This is a genomic window from Marinobacter shengliensis (genome assembly GCF_003007715.1).
Classification (GTDB): Bacteria; Pseudomonadota; Gammaproteobacteria; order Pseudomonadales; family Oleiphilaceae; genus Marinobacter; species Marinobacter shengliensis.
Genome location: NZ_PXNO01000025.1, coordinates 60068 through 74793 on the forward strand (window position 1 = coordinate 60068; position 14726 = coordinate 74793).

Here is a 14726-nt window from a genome sequence, read left to right on the forward strand (position 1 = left end):
GTTATGGTTGGGCCTTGTTCTCTTGGTCTGTCGCTTTTATGGATGCCAATTCCCGGATTGCTTTGTCTTTGAGCGTGGTCGTGCCCGTGTGGCGGGAGGCGGCCGGAATTGAAGAATCTTTGCAGAGGCTACAGCCCATCCGCCAGGCCGGCCACGAAGTGATTGTGGTAGACGGCGGCAGCCCGGATAACACGGCTGACCTGTCGCGCCCGTTGTGTGACCGGTTGCTGGTATCGGAACCTGGGCGGGCAGTGCAAATGAACGCGGGCGCTGCCGCTGCCCGTGGCGACCTGATTTTGTTCCTGCATGCGGATACGCGCCTTCCCCCCGATGCCCTCGAACAGTTAAGTGAAAGCCAACGCCTTGGTCGCCCCTGGGGGCGATTTGACGTTCGCCTGAGCGGCCGGCACGTCATGTTTTCGGTGATTGCCTGGTTTATGAACTGGCGCTCCCGGCTCACCGGCGTTTGCACGGGGGACCAGGGTATTTTCGTGCGTCGGGACGTGTTCGAGGCGTTGGGTGGCTATCGCGCCATGCCATTGATGGAAGATGTGGAGTTGTCCAAACGCCTGAAACTGGTGGCACGCCCTTACTGTATTTCGTCACCGGTGATTACCGACAGCCGGCGCTGGGAGCAGGGCGGTGTGTGGCCCACAATTGTGCTGATGTGGCGCCTGCGTTGGCGTTATTGGCGGGGTGACAGCCCCGAAACCCTGGCGGCCCTTTGGCGGAGGAACGTGCGCCATGCAAAACACTGATCAATCACCGGCGGTTCTCATGCAATTTGCCAAGTGGCCGCAGGCGGGCCGGGTCAAAACCCGGTTAATTCCGGCCCTCGGTATTGAGGGCGCGCTACAGGCTCATATCACCCTGAGTCTGGAGGTACTGGATAATCTGTGTGCCACGGGTTATGACGTTAGCTTCTGGTGGGATCGTCCGTTGGATCAGCCGCCTGAAGAAGCTGCTCCCTTGCTGGCCAATATCGAAGCAGCCAAATTGCCCCAGTCTTTTCAGCAAGGTGGCGATCTGGGGGAGCGAATGGCCAGGGCGTTGGGCCAGGGGATTGCATCTCATCACCGGGCGGTGGTGATTGGCAGTGATTGTCCATCAGTAGACCCCGGTTATGTGCGCTCCGCGGTAGCGGCTCTGGAGCATTACGATGTGGTGCTGGGCCCGTCGGATGATGGTGGTTACGTGTTAATCGGTGCTCGCAGGCTGGCGCCCGGTGCGCTGGAAGGTATTGCCTGGGGTACGCCAGATGTTATGCAGCAAACCCTGCAGAGGATGGATGCGGCGGGGCTCAGCGTTTACCTGCTGGAACCCCGCTGGGATGTGGACGAGCCGGAAGACTGGCAGCGCTTCCGGCGTATGGTTGGCGAACGTTAGCGTTCTACTCGGGCTGGCACGGCATCCCGCTGGCGCAGTCGGTCAAGAACGGACCGGCTGTTCTCGCCATCATCGCCCGTAACCACCAGCAGTGCCCTTTGGCGCTCTATCATGGCGTTGCGGAAGGTCGTTTTCAGCTGATCCAGGGTGACTTTTTGAATGGCCTCCGCCAGGCGCTCCCGGCTGTCGAAGGCGGTGTTCCCCCGGTCGATTTCCCGCCAGTAACGGCCCGACACCTCACCTAACTGCCGGTCTCGCTGAAGCAACTGGCTGATCACCGCTTGTTTCTCCCGAGCCAGTCGCTCGGACGTTAACTCTGCCAGGCGGTCTGCGTACCCTTCAGCGAATTCCATCACCGCCTGGTCAATGGCTTCAGCCGTTGCTTCCGGAGATTGCACAACCAGCCCCAGGGCCGGTGTTTCCAGTATCTCGAAAGCGGTGGCGTAAACGATGTAGCCCAGCTGGCGGTTGGTACGGATGTCCTCATAGAAGGGGCTGCTCAGAATCTGCGCCAGCAGGCGGAATCTTGCCCGCTCCTCATAGGAGGTGTCGCGCCCCTGCAAGTACAGCGTATAGCCGGTATCCGGGTGTTCCAGAGTCAGCGTCGCCAGGGTTTGACCCTGCGGCAGCTGGCGCATGCGCGAGCGGTCTACCGTGGTGCGCTCCCGATTGTTCAATACCATAGCCTGAACCTGCCGTGCCATATTCAGTGTCGCTGCCTCCGTCAGGTTGCCGTGGGCCAGCATTACCGGGTCTGTTTGTGCAACCAGGCGGGTGCCAAAGGCTTCCAGTTCGTTCAGGGTGACTTCACGCGCGGCAGCGAGTTTATCCGGTACCGGAAAGGTGCCATCGATGAGGGCCGTTTGAATGAATTCCGAGGTTTGCTGAACCGGCCGGTCTTTGGCTTTGTTCTCAAGACCATCGATCAGTCTCTGCCGGGCAACGTCGAAACGCTGCTCAGTAAACTTCGGATCCGCAAATTCCAGCAGAATCCGGTTCACCAACTTGTAGAGCTTGTCGTTATAGCCACCCACCCGGATGGTCACACCCCGAAGATGTGGGTAAATGCTGTAGTCCAGCCCGGCCAGCCGCGCAGAATAGGCCCAGGCGTTCAGGTTGGTATCGATGGCGTCCACCAGCAATTGGGTTAGCACCTCGTTGCGGGCGGAGGATCTCGCCTGCGGAGTGCGCAGGCTGATAAACACGTTGGCTTTGGGCGTGTTGAACTGGGTGTCCCTGGCGTACCAGACAGCCAGACCATCCAGTTCGTCCAGCAGCACTGGCTGGGCCATGGTGTTTCCGGGTACCAGCTCCAGGTTTTCCGGAACAAACGGATTGGCGGCGGGCAGGGCCAGGCGCTCAGCCAGCGTGGACTCTACCTCACTTTCGACGCTGAGCGGCGCTCTCTGCCAGGGTGTCTGATACCACTGCGTAAACTGCGGCGCTTCGAAATTCTGGTTGGGGGCAGACACCCAGACTTTGAGGTTATCGGGCGTCAGGCGTTCCAGAAGCGCTTTGTAATGTTCCGGAGCGTAACGATCCATCAGCCAGGGCGCGCTCAACAGATCTTCCGGTGGATAGTCCCGTAACAGGCTGGATAGGCGCATGGCTTCGCGCATCGGCTCACTGCGCTCGCGAAACCGGAAGTCAATCACCGCAAGCTGTTTCATTTCCTCGAAGCGGTCTTCGTTAACTCCGGATTGCCGGACCTTATCGATGTACCGAAACGCCAGCGCGATGATCTCGTCCTGCCGTTCGAGGCCTTCGCGCGTGAGAGACATACGGATGTCCAGCGTGGCATGATCCCCGGTATCCATTCCCAGCCCGGCGGACAACGACTCCACCAGGCCCGCCTGTTTGAGGGTGTCAAACAGGCTGCCGGGGCCCTCGTGGCCCAGTAGATTGGCCACATAGGATGCCGGTTTGGTCCGGTAATTGTCCCGCTGCGATGGGATCGGGAACGACAGCGTCATGCTGCGGGAATCTCGCAGGCTTTCAGCAGTGATGCGTTCGGGCAATCTGCTCTCAACGTACAGCGGCTGTGGGTGTGTCTTGGCCGTCAGGTTCCGGTTTTCGATGGCGATAAAGCGTTCCCGGACCATCTGCTCTAACTGGTCGAGGGGCTGCGGGCCGTAAACTGCCAGTGTCATGATGTTGGCGGAATACTGGTCCTGCCAGAACTGGATCAGGTCTGGTCTCAGGGGGTTCTCTTCAGTGTTTTCCAGGGTTGTCAGGTTACCGACGGCAAACTGATTGAAGGCGTGATCGGGGTTGCCCCCGGCCTTCAGAACAGACAGGAACCGGCGGCCATCTTCCTTGAGTTTGGCGGTGTACTCCGAGTGCACGGCGTTACGTTCCCGGTCGACCAGCTCCGGTGTGAACAGCGGGTGGGAGAACTGCTGGGCGAAGCGGTCAAGGGCCGGCTCAAGGAATTCTGCCTCGACATCAAAAAAATAGTTGGTGTCGGCAAATGCGGTAAAGGCGTTATGACTGCCGCCATGGCTGCGAATGAACTGCTGGTACTCGCCCGGGTCCGGATACTTCTCGGTTCCCAGGAACAGCATATGTTCCAGGAAATGTGCCAGACCCTCGCGGTCGGCGGGGTCGTTGCCGCTGCCAACGGCGACATTCATTGAGGCGGCTGCTTTGTCGGCTTCGGGGTCTGAGGCCAGAATCACCCGCAGGCCGTTGTCCAGTTCCAGAAACCGGTATTCGTTAGGGTCGTTGGGGCTTTTGGTCGGCGATGCGCCGGCAACAGTCAGAGGGCTGAGCAGCACACTGCCAAGTAAAAATAACAAAACAAACTGGAAACGGTACAGGTTCTGGAACACGGGGCGGTCAGGTGTCATGGTGCCTCTTCGGTCCGGTCAAAGTGGGGGTTTTGCTCAGTGCATGATCCCGGATTGGGTGCCAGCGGGTTGCTGGTCCAGGGTTTTGCGGGCAAGGCTGGCGGCTTTGTCGGCGTCCAGTTCGCCCGAAGCGATACGTTCAAGTACGGTCGCCATGATCGCAACGGATTGCCGATATTCGGAAAACTCCGCCTGGAAAGCTTTGTCGATCGCCTGATAGACCGCCTGGATCTTCTCCTCCCGACTACCACTGTTAGCGGCGGTGTCGTTGATGGCCTTCAGGCAGGCACGGGCGATGGCAATGTAGCGTTCGGTATTGGGGCTGTCGTTTTGCATGCTGGTCTGGTAACTCTCAGGATCGTGGCTAGTTAGTGACGCCGTCTGGCGCGGTAAGTTCCCGATTATCGCATTGCCGGGCGAGCCTTGCATTGCCCATCGGTAATTGTGGTCGCAAGGCTCGCAGCAGGTGTTTACTGTGCTAATCTCAAACTCAGTGTGTCGGCAATAGGGACATTTTCTGCCAGGCGGAAGGCCGGTTTTTAGAGTAAAGGCTCTAACAAAAACAAAGGGTTACAGAGTAAAAGCTCTAAAAAAGTTCGATACATGAAAGTTGCAATTAAGTACAATGCCGGCCAATGGAATGCAGGTAAGACTTTAGTCTTACTCGTGCTGGTGTAATGACAACAACAGAGCAACAGGCAGGATGGAGTACCTATGAATTATTTCCTGACAGGCGGTACCGGGTTTATCGGCCGCTTTCTGGTTGAAAAGCTGCTCGCCCGAGGCGGTACGGTGTATGTTCTGGTACGTGAACAGTCCCAGGGCAAACTCGAAAAACTGCGCGAGCGGTGGGGTGTGGATGAGTCCCGGGTAAAGGCGGTCATTGGTGATCTGACCAGCAAGAACCTCGGAATCGACGCCAAGACCCTGAAATCCCTCAAGGGAAATGTCGATCACTTTTTCCATCTGGCGGCGGTCTATGACATGGGCGCCGATGAAGAGTCCCAGGCGGCCACCAACATCGAGGGCACCCGGGCGGCGGTTCAGGCGGCTGAGGCCATGGCGGCCAAGCACTTCCACCATGTGTCATCCATAGCGGCGGCAGGCCTGTTCAAGGGCACCTTCCGGGAAGACATGTTTGAGGAAGCCGAGAAGCTGGACCACCCCTATCTGCGCACCAAGCATGAGTCCGAAAAAGTGGTGCGGGATGAGTGCAAGGTGCCGTTCCGTATCTATCGCCCCGGCATGGTGATTGGCCATTCCGAAACCGGCGAGATGGACAAGGTTGACGGCCCTTACTACTTCTTCAAGATGATCCAGAAGATTCGCCATGCCTTGCCGCAATGGGTTCCCACCATTGGTATTGAAGGCGGCCGCCTGAACATTGTGCCGGTCGATTTCGTGGTGAACGCCATGGATCACATTGCCCATCTCGAAGGGGAAGACGGCAAGTGTTTCCATCTGGTGGACTCTGATCCCTATAAAGTGGGTGAAATCCTCAATATCTTCAGCGAGGCGGGCCACGCTCCCAAAATGGGGATGCGTATTGATTCCCGGATGTTTGGCTTTATTCCCCCGTTCATTCGCCAGAGCATCAAGAATCTGCCACCGGTTAAGCGCATCGCCAGTGCCGTTCTGGATGATATGGGCATTCCGCCGTCGGTGATGTCGTTCATCAACTATCCGACCCGTTTCGATGCCCGTGAAACTGAAAGGGCGCTGAAAGGCACCGGCATCGACGTGCCGCGCCTGCCAAGCTATGCGCCTGTGATCTGGGACTACTGGGAGCGTAACCTGGACCCGGATCTGTTCAAGGACCGCACCCTGAAGGGAACAGTGGAAGGCAAGGTGTGTGTTGTCACCGGTGCCACTTCCGGTATTGGTCTGGCAACTGCCCAGAAGCTGGCGGAAGCCGGTGCAATCCTGGTGATTGGCGCCCGCACCAAGGAAACCCTGGACGAAGTGGCAGCCGATCTGGAAGCCCGTGGCGGTAATATCCACGCGTACCAGTGCGATTTTTCCGACATGGAAGACTGTGATCGCTTTGTAAAGACGGTTTTGGATAATCACGGCCATGTAGACGTACTGGTGAACAATGCCGGCCGGTCTATTCGACGCTCGCTGTCCTTGTCGTTTGACCGTTTCCACGATTTCGAGCGCACCATGCAGCTGAACTACTTCGGTTCTGTGCGCCTGATCATGGGCTTTGCGCCGGCCATGCTGGAGCGCCGCCGTGGCCATGTGGTGAATATCTCGTCCATTGGGGTACTGACCAACGCACCACGTTTCTCGGCCTATGTGGCGTCGAAGTCAGCGCTGGATGCCTTCAGCCGGTGTGCGGCGGCGGAGTGGTCTGACCGTAATCTGACGTTCACCACCATCAACATGCCGTTGGTGAAAACGCCGATGATTGCGCCGACCAAGATTTACGATTCGGTACCCACGCTGTCACCGGATGAAGCTGCGCAGATGGTGGCGGATGCCATCGTTTACCGGCCGAAGCGTATTGCTACTCGCCTGGGTGTCTTTGCCCAGGTTCTGCACGCCCTGGCGCCGAAGATGGGTGAGATTATCATGAACACCGGTTACCGGATGTTCCCGGATTCTCCGTCTGCCGCTGGTAGCAAGTCGGGTGAAAAGCCCAAGGTGTCGACCGAGCAGGTGGCGTTCGCGGCCATTATGCGAGGTATCTACTGGTAAGCTGTCTCCAGGTAAGAAAAAACCCGCTTCGGCGGGTTTTTTTGATTCTGGCGGTTATCAGCTTGTCGCTTCTTCCTCTGGCTCAATGAGCGGCGGCGGAAAACCGCCCAGCTCTTTCCAGCGGTTCACTATGCCGCAGAACAGGTCAGCGGTTTTTTCTGCATCGTAGGCTGCGGAGTGGGCTTCCTTGTTGCTGAAAGGGATGCCCGCCAGTTTACAGGCCTGTGCCAGCACCGTATGGCCATAGGCCAGGCCAGCCAGAGTTGCTGTGTCAAAGGTGGAGAACGGGTGGAACGGATTGCGTTTGATGTCGGCCCGCAAGGCAGCCGCAAACACAAAGTTGTGGTCAAAGGTGGCGTTGTGGCCGACCAGAACCGCACGCTTGCAGTCGTGGGCTTTCACCGCCTTGCGGATCGGGGAGAATATTTCGCTCAGGCCTTCTCGCTCAGGGACTGCCTCACGTTCCGGGTTCCAGGGGTCGATGCCGGTGAAGTCCAGGGCAGACTGTTCCAGGTTGGCGCCTTCGAAGGGGTCAATCTGCTGCACGTGGGTTTCCCCCCGGCGCAGCAAGCCATCGTCGTCCATGGTCAGTATGACGGCGGCAATTTCGAGCAGGGCGTCTCGCTCCGGATTGAAACCGGCGGTTTCAACATCGACAACCACCGGCAGGAAGCCACGGAAGCGTTGGGACATAGGATGTGGCGGCTTGTTTTCTTCTGACACTCGAACTCCGATGTTCGTGTTATGAATGAATAATGAGTTACGCCATGCGCCAGTGAACGGTTTCACCGGCCTTCAAGGGTACGATGTTACCGTCGGCCAACGGCAGTTGCTCTGGCATGGTCCAGGGCTCACGTACCAGGGTAATGGCATCGGTGTTTCGTGGCAGGCCGTAAAAGTCGGCGCCGTTGAAGCTGGCAAAGGCTTCCAGTTTGTCGAGAATGCCGAGTTCCTCAAAGACGTCTGCGTACAGGCCAATGGCGCCGTAGGCAGAGTAGCAACCGGCGCAGCCGCAGGCGGCTTCCTTTTTGTCGCGGGCGTGGGGTGCGGAATCTGTGCCCAGGAAGAACCGAGGATCGCCGCTGGCAACCGCTTCGCGCAGCGCCAGCTGATGCTTGTTCCGTTTCAGGATCGGCAGGCAATACAGGTGGGGGCGGATACCGCCCACCAGCATATGATTCCGGTTGTACATCAGGTGCTGTGGCGTCACGGTGGCGGCCAGGTTGCCGCCGGTATGGGCGCGCACAAACTCGGCGGAATCCGCCGTGGTGATGTGCTCCAGCACCACTTTCAGGGTCGGGAAGGCCTCGATGGTTGGGCTCAGGACCCGATCAAGAAACACTTTTTCCCGGTCGAAGATATCAATGTCGGCGTCCGTCACTTCGCCGTGAACCAAAAGCAGCATGCCGCACTCAGCCATGGCTTCAAGAACCGGGTAAATATTGCGGATATCGGTAACGCCGGACTCGGAATTGGTCGTGGCGCCCGCGGGGTAGAGTTTGGCAGCGACAACACCGGCGGCCTTGGCTTCCCGAATGGTTTCGGGGGTCATACTTTCCGTCAGGTACAGTGTCATCAGCGGTTCAAAGCCGGTGCTGCCGGCAGCTGCCCGAATACGCTCACGATAAGCCATGGCGGCGGCCGCATCGGTTACCGGTGGCACCAGATTCGGCATGATGATTGCCCGGCCAAAGCAGGCGGCCGTGGCCGGCACCACGCTGTTCAGCACAGCACCGTCGCGCACGTGCAGGTGCCAGTCGTCGGGTCGGGTGATGGTGAGTGTTCTGGTCATGATGGTATCCGCAAAGCAGCCAAAAAATTTTGCGGATTATATCAGAAGGCGGATGGGAATGTTTTTGCTATTCCAGTCCCTTTGTGGCTCAAGTAATCATTTTGATCGCCGTTAAACAGTCATGTTGAAAACAGACCCGGTTTTCGAGGCGCTCTCACAATGACTTATTCGCTTCGCCATATACTTCATCAAAAGCTGGCAGCTGCAGGCGTGTCGGCTTTGTTTGCAGTGGCGGCTACGCCTGTTTTGGCGACAAGCTACGGTGCCGGCATTGAGAACAGCCAGTGGTACCTGTCGGAATCCGTGTTTGAGTGTTCTCTGGTACACGAGGTACCGGGATACGGCAGGGCGGTTTTCCGCCATCGGGCCGGCGAAGCGTTGAGTTTCTATCTGGAATCCGAGATCCCGGTGATGCGCCCCGGTCGCGGCCAGCTAGTGGTGGAAGCGCCAGCCTGGCGTCCTGGCGTGGCGCCCCGGGCCATCGGCTCGGTAACGGTCTCTGACCAGCCCAGGGCGGTCACGGTCAGCAGTCGTGAGGCAACCCTGATGACTCAGGGTTTGTTGCAGGGGATGCGCCCGACCGTCACACGAGCCGCCCGTTATGATGACCGGCCCGTGCGGGTTCAACTTTCCAACGTTAATTTCTCAGGCCCGTACTCGGGCTACCGGGAGTGCGTATCCAGCCTGCTGCCGGTGAACTACGACCAGATTCGTCGTTCCCGCGTTCCCTTTGTCAGCGGCAGTACCAGCCTGTCTGATACCGACAGGCAGCTGCTGGATAACATCGTGACCTACGTAATGGCGGATTCCACCGTTGAGCGGATATTTGTGGACGGCCATTCAGACAGTGTTGGCAGCCGCATCGATAACCGGGCGCTGTCCGAAGAGCGGGCGAATGTGGTGGCGGACTATCTGCGATCCCGCGGTATCGATGATGACCTTCTGATTGTGCGTGGGCACGGTGACCAGTTCCCGGTTTCCCGCCGGCATGCGGATAATCGCCGTACTACCATTCGCTTGCAACGGCAGGGCGAGCGGCCGGAGTTACAGCAGGCGAACGGCCCGGGTATGGATTTCTCGGGCTGAATGGAGCGGGACTTCTCAGTAAACCGTGCTGAGCAGGTCCAGGTGGGCGGTGACGCTTTCGGCCAGCGCTTTCAGGTGATATCCCCCCTCCAGAGTTGACACAATCCGGTCATTTGCGTGGTCATGGGCCACGCTGATCAGCATTTCCGTCAACCAGCGATAGTCGTCCACTTCCAGATTCAGTTCTGCCATCGGGTCGAGTTTGTGGCCGTCAAAGCCGGCGGAAATCAGTACCAGCTGCGGGCGGAAATCCTGCAATTTCTTAAGCCACGCTGCTTCCACCGCTTTACGGTAGTCCAGAGCTGAGCAGTTGGCCTCGATCGGCGCATTGATAATGTTGTCCGCCTGGCGATGCACATGGGAGTGCGGATAGAACGGATGCTGGAAGCTGGAGCACATCAGGATGCGTTCGTCTCCGCTGACGATGTCTACCGTGCCGTTGCCCTGATGCACATCGAAATCAACGATCGCAACCCGTTCCAGGTGGTGGAAGGTGAGGGCGCGCATGGCCGCCAGTGCCACGTTGTTATAGAAGCAGAACCCCATGGATTTCGAGCGCTCGGCATGGTGCCCGGGTGGGCGGGCGCAGACAAACGCGTTGGTCACCTGACTGCTCATCACCATATCGACCGCCTGGATATTGCCGCCGGCGGCCAATCGGGCGGCGCGCAGGGTATCCGGCATCATGGCGGTGTCCGGATCGGTAAACACCCGGCCCCGGGTAGGCTGCATCATATCCAGCTGTTGAAGGTAAGTCTCGGGGTGCACCGTTAACAGCTGGTCACGGGTAATTTCTTCTGGTCGAACCCAGTCCAGATCCCGTTCCAGGTGAGTGTCTGCCAGATACGCGAGTATGGTGGAGATTCGCTCAGGGCATTCCGGGTGCTCCGGGCCCATATTGTGCTTCATGCAGTCATCGTGGGAAAAAAATGCCGTGGTCATACGTCTAGCCTGAACCCGAATATGCTTATTTTTCAGGCCATGTTATCAGGGAAAACCGAAGTTTGTCGTATTTCTTTGGTCTAATGGTTGTGATACCGGATGTACATCAGGAAATACCCATCTAAGATAAGTTATACATTGATAAGTATCCTGTTTTATTGAGATTCTTATCCATATCTTCGTCGCCCATGGTCAGGGAGAGTCACCTTGAGTACCCGCTATCTGGAAAGCCTGTTCAATCCTGAATCCATTGCTGTGATTGGTGCTTCCGAACGGGCCGAGAACCTCGGTGGTATGGTACTCCGGAACCTGCTGGGTGGCGGCTATCCGGGCCGCCTGGTAGTGGTCAACCAGACTGACTACGACAACGTGCACGGGGTTCCTTGCGTCAAGAAGGTCTCGAAACTGGATTTTAGCCCGGACCTGGCCATTATCTGTACGCCACCGGATACTGTGCCAAAAATGATTCGAAAGCTCGGCGAATGTGGTGTGCGTACCGCCATTGTGATGACCGGCGGTATGTCACGTACCCACAGTAAAACCGGGCAGCCGTTGATGTATTCGGTGCGGGACGCGGCCCGGGAAACCGGCATTCGGGTATTGGGGCCCAATACCATCGGCCTGATGGTGCCGGCACGTCATCTTAACGCCACCTATGCACACATGGGCGCCATTCCCGGACGGGTGGCGTTTGTGGGGCAGTCCGGCACCATTGCCAGTTCGGTGATTGACTGGGCTTTTGCCCGGGGTGTCGGGTTTTCCTACTTCCTGACACTGGGCGACGGCATGGACATTGATCACGACGACCTGATCGATTACCTGGCCCAGGACACCCAGACCCGCGCTATCCTTTTGCACATCGAAAATATTCCCAATCCCCGCCGCTTTATGTCGGCGGTACGGGTAGCCTCCCGGACCAAACCGGTCATTGCGGTGAAATCCGGCCGGGTGCCGGAGTCGGAGTGGTTCGCCCATGAGTTACCGGCCGGCATCAAGCGCAGTGACCCGATTTACGATGCCATGCTCCAGAGAGCCGGTGTGTTGCGGGTGGACGGCCTGGGCCAGATGTTTGATGCCCTGGAAACCCTGACCCGAATGCGCCCGCTGCGGCGCGAATCGTTGGCGATCATGGCCAACGGGGTTGGCCCCGGTGTGCTGGCGGTGGACCGGTTGGCCGACCTGGGCGGCGAACTGGCGGAACTGTCGGAGCAGTCCGTTGATGCCCTGGCGGAGCTGCTGCCGGCCTACTGGACCCGGAAAAACCCGATCGACCTCAACTACGACGCCACGCCAGAACTTTATGGCAAGGCGATCAAGATTCTAGCCAAAGACCCGAACGTGGCCAACGTGTTGGTGATGTATGCACCAACCCTGATCGAGGACAGCCTGCAGATTGCCGATGCGGTGGTGCAGGCTTCCAAGGGCACACGGCTGAACATTTTCACCTGCTGGCTGGGGCAGAGCACGGTGATGGATTCCCGTGAAGAATTTTATCGTGCCGGCCTGCCGTCGTTCTTCAATCCGGAGAAGGCGGTCATGGCCTTTATGCAGCACGTTCGTCACCAGCGGGTGCAGAGGCTGCTGACAGAAACACCGGAATCCTTCACCGACCATTTCGCCGACCGTGCCAATACCCGGAAACTCGTGGCCCGGGCACTGAGCGATGGCCGGAGGCATCTGTCCAACCGCGAAGCCCGGCGGGTGATCTGTGATTATGGCATCAACACCATCGACACCGTTTACTGTGACGATGTCGAAGAAGTGCTTGAGGTGTTTGCGGTGGAACGCCGGCCCATTGATATTACGGTGGTGCATGAACAGGGCTGCTTTCCGTTTCTGGACCTGAGCCCTACCCAGCGCCGTTACAAAGGCACGGTCAAAAAGCTCAACAGTGAGCAAGCCATTATCGATAGCTGCCGCTTCCTGATGGATGAGTACAGGGAGCACTTCCCCCGCAGCGGATTTCTCGGTTTTGCCGTGCAGCGTTCGTATCAGCATGTGGGCGGCATTGAATTCAGTGTGGGGATCACTCGGGACAACTTGTTCGGCCCGCTGGTGGTGTGCGGTGCAGCGGGGGCTCAGATCAACATCATGACCGACCGGCAAATTGCCTTGCCGCCGCTGAACATGGTGCTGGCCCGCGAGCTGCTGCGCCGCACCTACATGTACAAACTGTTGAAGGAGCATAGCCTCAAGCCTGAGGAAGACATTCGTGCCGTGTCGGAGACATTGGTCACCCTGTCCCAGATTGTCATCGACATCCCGGAGATTCGGGGCCTGGAGATTGCGCCACTGCTGTTCAATGAGCAGGGGGCGGTGGCGGTAAACATTGCCATTGATCTGGATGACCGCCGGGGCAAACCGATCATCCAGCCATATCCGAGGGAGCTGGAAGAGTGGATTGTGCTGCCAAAATCCGGTCGGCGAGTCATTATCCGCCCGGTGCTGGCGGAAGATGAGCCGGCCCACCGTTCATTCCACGAACATCAGTCACCAGAGTCCATTCGTTACCGGTTCTTCCAGTACCGAAAGCATTTCTCCCGGGAAGACGTGGCCCAGATGGTGCAGATAGATTACGACCGGGAAATGGTGTTTATCGCCAATGCGCCAAGGCTGGATGGTGAGGGGGAAGAGACACTGGGCACCGTCCGTACCTGGACCGACGCAGACAACCTGCGCTGTGAGTTTGCCGTGATGGTGGACGACCGGATGAAAGGTGAGGGACTGGGTGTGGCGCTGATGCAGAAGATGATCGACTACTGCCGCGCCCGGGGTACCATGGAGATGATTGGCAATGTGCTTCCGGATAACCGCCCCATGTTGAAGCTTGCGGAGCATTTAGGGTTTGAAACCAAGTACAACCCGGAAGAAGAGGTTATGGACCTGCGGCTGGTGCTGAATGAGCCGGTGAAAGACTGGCAGAAAGAGCGGCTGGGGAAAGGGGGGCACCTGTAAGTACCCCCTTTGGCCTTATTCTTCGACGATCGCGGATCGGTCTTCACCGCCGAGCGCTTCCAGCAGCCCGGGAATCATTCGGGAGAGTTCCAGGGTCATCAGCGTAAAGGCGGCGTCGAACTTGGCCAGGGCGTCGTCTACATCCACATCATCCAACTGGTCCTGCAGGGTTTCACCGAATTTCAGCCGGCGAATGCCCAGTTCTTCATCCAGAACGAAAGAGACGTTGTCATCCCAGGTCAGCGCGAGTTTGGTGACCTGCATGCCGGTTTCCAGGTGGTTGCGAATTTCATCGGCTTTCAGGTCCAGGCCCTTGCAACGCACTACGCCGCCGTCTTCTGAGGGATCCTTGAGTTCGCATTCGCTGCCCAGCACGATATTGGCAGGGTGATCGATGCTTTCCGTCAGCCAGCCGGTGAAGGTAAAGGCAGGTGCCTGCTCTACCGCCGGCGGCCGAACCGGCAGTGAGCCCAGGCTCTTGCGCAGGGTTGAGGCGAGGTCTTCCGCCTGTTTGGCTGAGCCGGCATCGACCACCAGTACACCGTCCTGCGGTGCCAGGTAAGCAAGGCAGCGGCGGTTGCGGGAAAAGGCCTGGGGCAGCATTTCCAGCATGACCTGCTCTTTGATTTCCTCTTTTTCCTTCTTGCGCACTTTGCGGCCCTGATCCAGTTCGATGGCCTCCGCACGTTCTTCCACCGCTTCTTTGACCACCGGGCCCGGCAGAATTTTTTCTTCCTTGCGCAGGGCGATCAGGTGGTAACCGTTGGCACTGTGAACCAATTGCGCACCGTGTTTTCCGAGCGGAGGCACCCAGCCCTGGCGGGTGGTTTCTTGCGGGCCGCAGGGCTTGAAGGCATCTGCCTGCAGCTTTTCTTCCAGGGCTTCGGCGGTAATATCAAAAGGCTTGGTGAAACGGAAAATCCGGGCGTTACGAAACCACATTAGGGCTGAATCCTTGCTGTTTGTTCGGAGCGTTGCAAAAGGGCAGGGGATGATACGGCCACACGGTGGCGGCC

Annotated in this window: 11 protein-coding genes; 5 read left to right on the plus strand and 6 right to left on the minus strand. The window is 58.2% G+C overall.

All coding sequences use genetic code 11. The annotated features are described in order from the left end of the window. Positions 1–14: 14 nt before the first annotated feature. Together C7H10_RS13080 and C7H10_RS13085 are read left to right on the plus strand one after the other, a co-directional pair. On the plus strand, positions 15–758 hold the full coding sequence (locus tag C7H10_RS13080; protein WP_341865216.1) for a TIGR04283 family arsenosugar biosynthesis glycosyltransferase: 744 nt from the start codon (positions 15–17) through the stop codon (positions 756–758). Further along, positions 745–1386 (plus strand): TIGR04282 family arsenosugar biosynthesis glycosyltransferase, encoded by a 642-nt coding sequence (locus tag C7H10_RS13085; protein ID WP_106695251.1) that lies wholly within the window; start codon positions 745–747, stop codon positions 1384–1386. Before C7H10_RS13080 ends, C7H10_RS13085 begins: the two co-directional genes overlap by 14 nt. Here C7H10_RS13085 and C7H10_RS13090 read toward each other — a convergent pair. After that, positions 1383–4235 carry an insulinase family protein gene (locus C7H10_RS13090; RefSeq protein WP_106695252.1) on the minus strand — a complete coding sequence of 951 codons (2853 nt, stop codon included), beginning with the start codon at positions 4233–4235 and terminating at the stop codon, positions 1383–1385. The two genes, C7H10_RS13085 and C7H10_RS13090, sit on opposite strands and share 4 nt — an antisense overlap. A gap of 36 nt (positions 4236–4271) precedes the next feature. Beyond that, positions 4272–4571: a hypothetical protein gene (locus C7H10_RS13095; protein ID WP_061333122.1), complete on the minus strand. Its 300-nt coding sequence runs from the start codon at positions 4569–4571 to the stop codon at positions 4272–4274. Between the two features lie 378 nt (positions 4572–4949). On the opposite strand from C7H10_RS13095, the gene C7H10_RS13100 reads away from it, so the two are divergent. Further along, positions 4950–6935, plus strand: coding sequence for an SDR family oxidoreductase (locus C7H10_RS13100; RefSeq protein WP_061333123.1), 1986 nt, complete (start codon positions 4950–4952; stop codon positions 6933–6935). Positions 6936–6992: 57 nt separating this feature from the next. Here C7H10_RS13100 and rnt read toward each other — a convergent pair whose 3' ends face one another. Then, positions 6993–7658 (minus strand): ribonuclease T, encoded by a 666-nt coding sequence (gene rnt / locus C7H10_RS13105; protein ID WP_072676981.1) that lies wholly within the window; start codon positions 7656–7658, stop codon positions 6993–6995. Between the two features lie 37 nt (positions 7659–7695). After that, a complete protein-coding gene (gene pyrC / locus C7H10_RS13110; RefSeq protein WP_072676982.1) occupies positions 7696–8727 on the minus strand; it encodes a dihydroorotase in 1032 nt (343 codons plus the stop codon). 159 nt (positions 8728–8886) lie between these two features. On the opposite strand from pyrC, the gene C7H10_RS13115 reads away from it, so the two are divergent. After that, a complete protein-coding gene (locus C7H10_RS13115; protein WP_083557535.1) occupies positions 8887–9813 on the plus strand; it encodes a flagellar protein MotY in 927 nt (308 codons plus the stop codon). 15 nt (positions 9814–9828) lie between these two features. Here the strand turns inward: C7H10_RS13115 and C7H10_RS13120 are convergent, their stop codons facing one another. After that, on the minus strand, positions 9829–10755 hold the full coding sequence (locus C7H10_RS13120; protein WP_072676983.1) for a histone deacetylase family protein: 927 nt from the start codon (positions 10753–10755) through the stop codon (positions 9829–9831). 207 nt (positions 10756–10962) lie between these two features. Here C7H10_RS13120 and C7H10_RS13125 point away from each other — a divergent pair, with 207 nt between their 5' ends. After that, positions 10963–13710: a bifunctional acetate--CoA ligase family protein/GNAT family N-acetyltransferase gene (locus C7H10_RS13125; protein ID WP_106695253.1), complete on the plus strand. Its 2748-nt coding sequence runs from the start codon at positions 10963–10965 to the stop codon at positions 13708–13710. Between the two features lie 15 nt (positions 13711–13725). Here the strand turns inward: C7H10_RS13125 and rdgC are convergent, their stop codons facing one another. Further along, positions 13726–14652 carry a recombination-associated protein RdgC gene (gene rdgC / locus C7H10_RS13130; RefSeq protein WP_106695254.1) on the minus strand — a complete coding sequence of 309 codons (927 nt, stop codon included), beginning with the start codon at positions 14650–14652 and terminating at the stop codon, positions 13726–13728. Between the last annotated feature and the right edge of the window lie 74 nt (positions 14653–14726).

Excerpts from the sequence above, each read along its gene's own strand:
- C7H10_RS13100 (WP_061333123.1), top strand. The coding sequence starts at position 4,950 with ATGAATTATTTCCTGACAGGCGGTACCGGGTTTATCGGCCGCTTTCTG.
- C7H10_RS13095 (WP_061333122.1), bottom strand. The coding sequence starts at position 4,571 with ATGCAAAACGACAGCCCCAATACCGAACGCTACATTGCCATCGCCCGT.
- C7H10_RS13115 (WP_083557535.1), top strand. The coding sequence starts at position 8,887 with ATGACTTATTCGCTTCGCCATATACTTCATCAAAAGCTGGCAGCTGCA.
- C7H10_RS13120 (WP_072676983.1), bottom strand. The coding sequence starts at position 10,755 with ATGACCACGGCATTTTTTTCCCACGATGACTGCATGAAGCACAATATG.
- rdgC (WP_106695254.1), bottom strand. The coding sequence starts at position 14,652 with ATGTGGTTTCGTAACGCCCGGATTTTCCGTTTCACCAAGCCTTTTGAT.
- C7H10_RS13090 (WP_106695252.1), bottom strand. The coding sequence starts at position 4,235 with ATGACACCTGACCGCCCCGTGTTCCAGAACCTGTACCGTTTCCAGTTT.
- C7H10_RS13085 (WP_106695251.1), top strand. The coding sequence starts at position 745 with ATGCAAAACACTGATCAATCACCGGCGGTTCTCATGCAATTTGCCAAG.
- pyrC (WP_072676982.1), bottom strand. The coding sequence starts at position 8,727 with ATGACCAGAACACTCACCATCACCCGACCCGACGACTGGCACCTGCAC.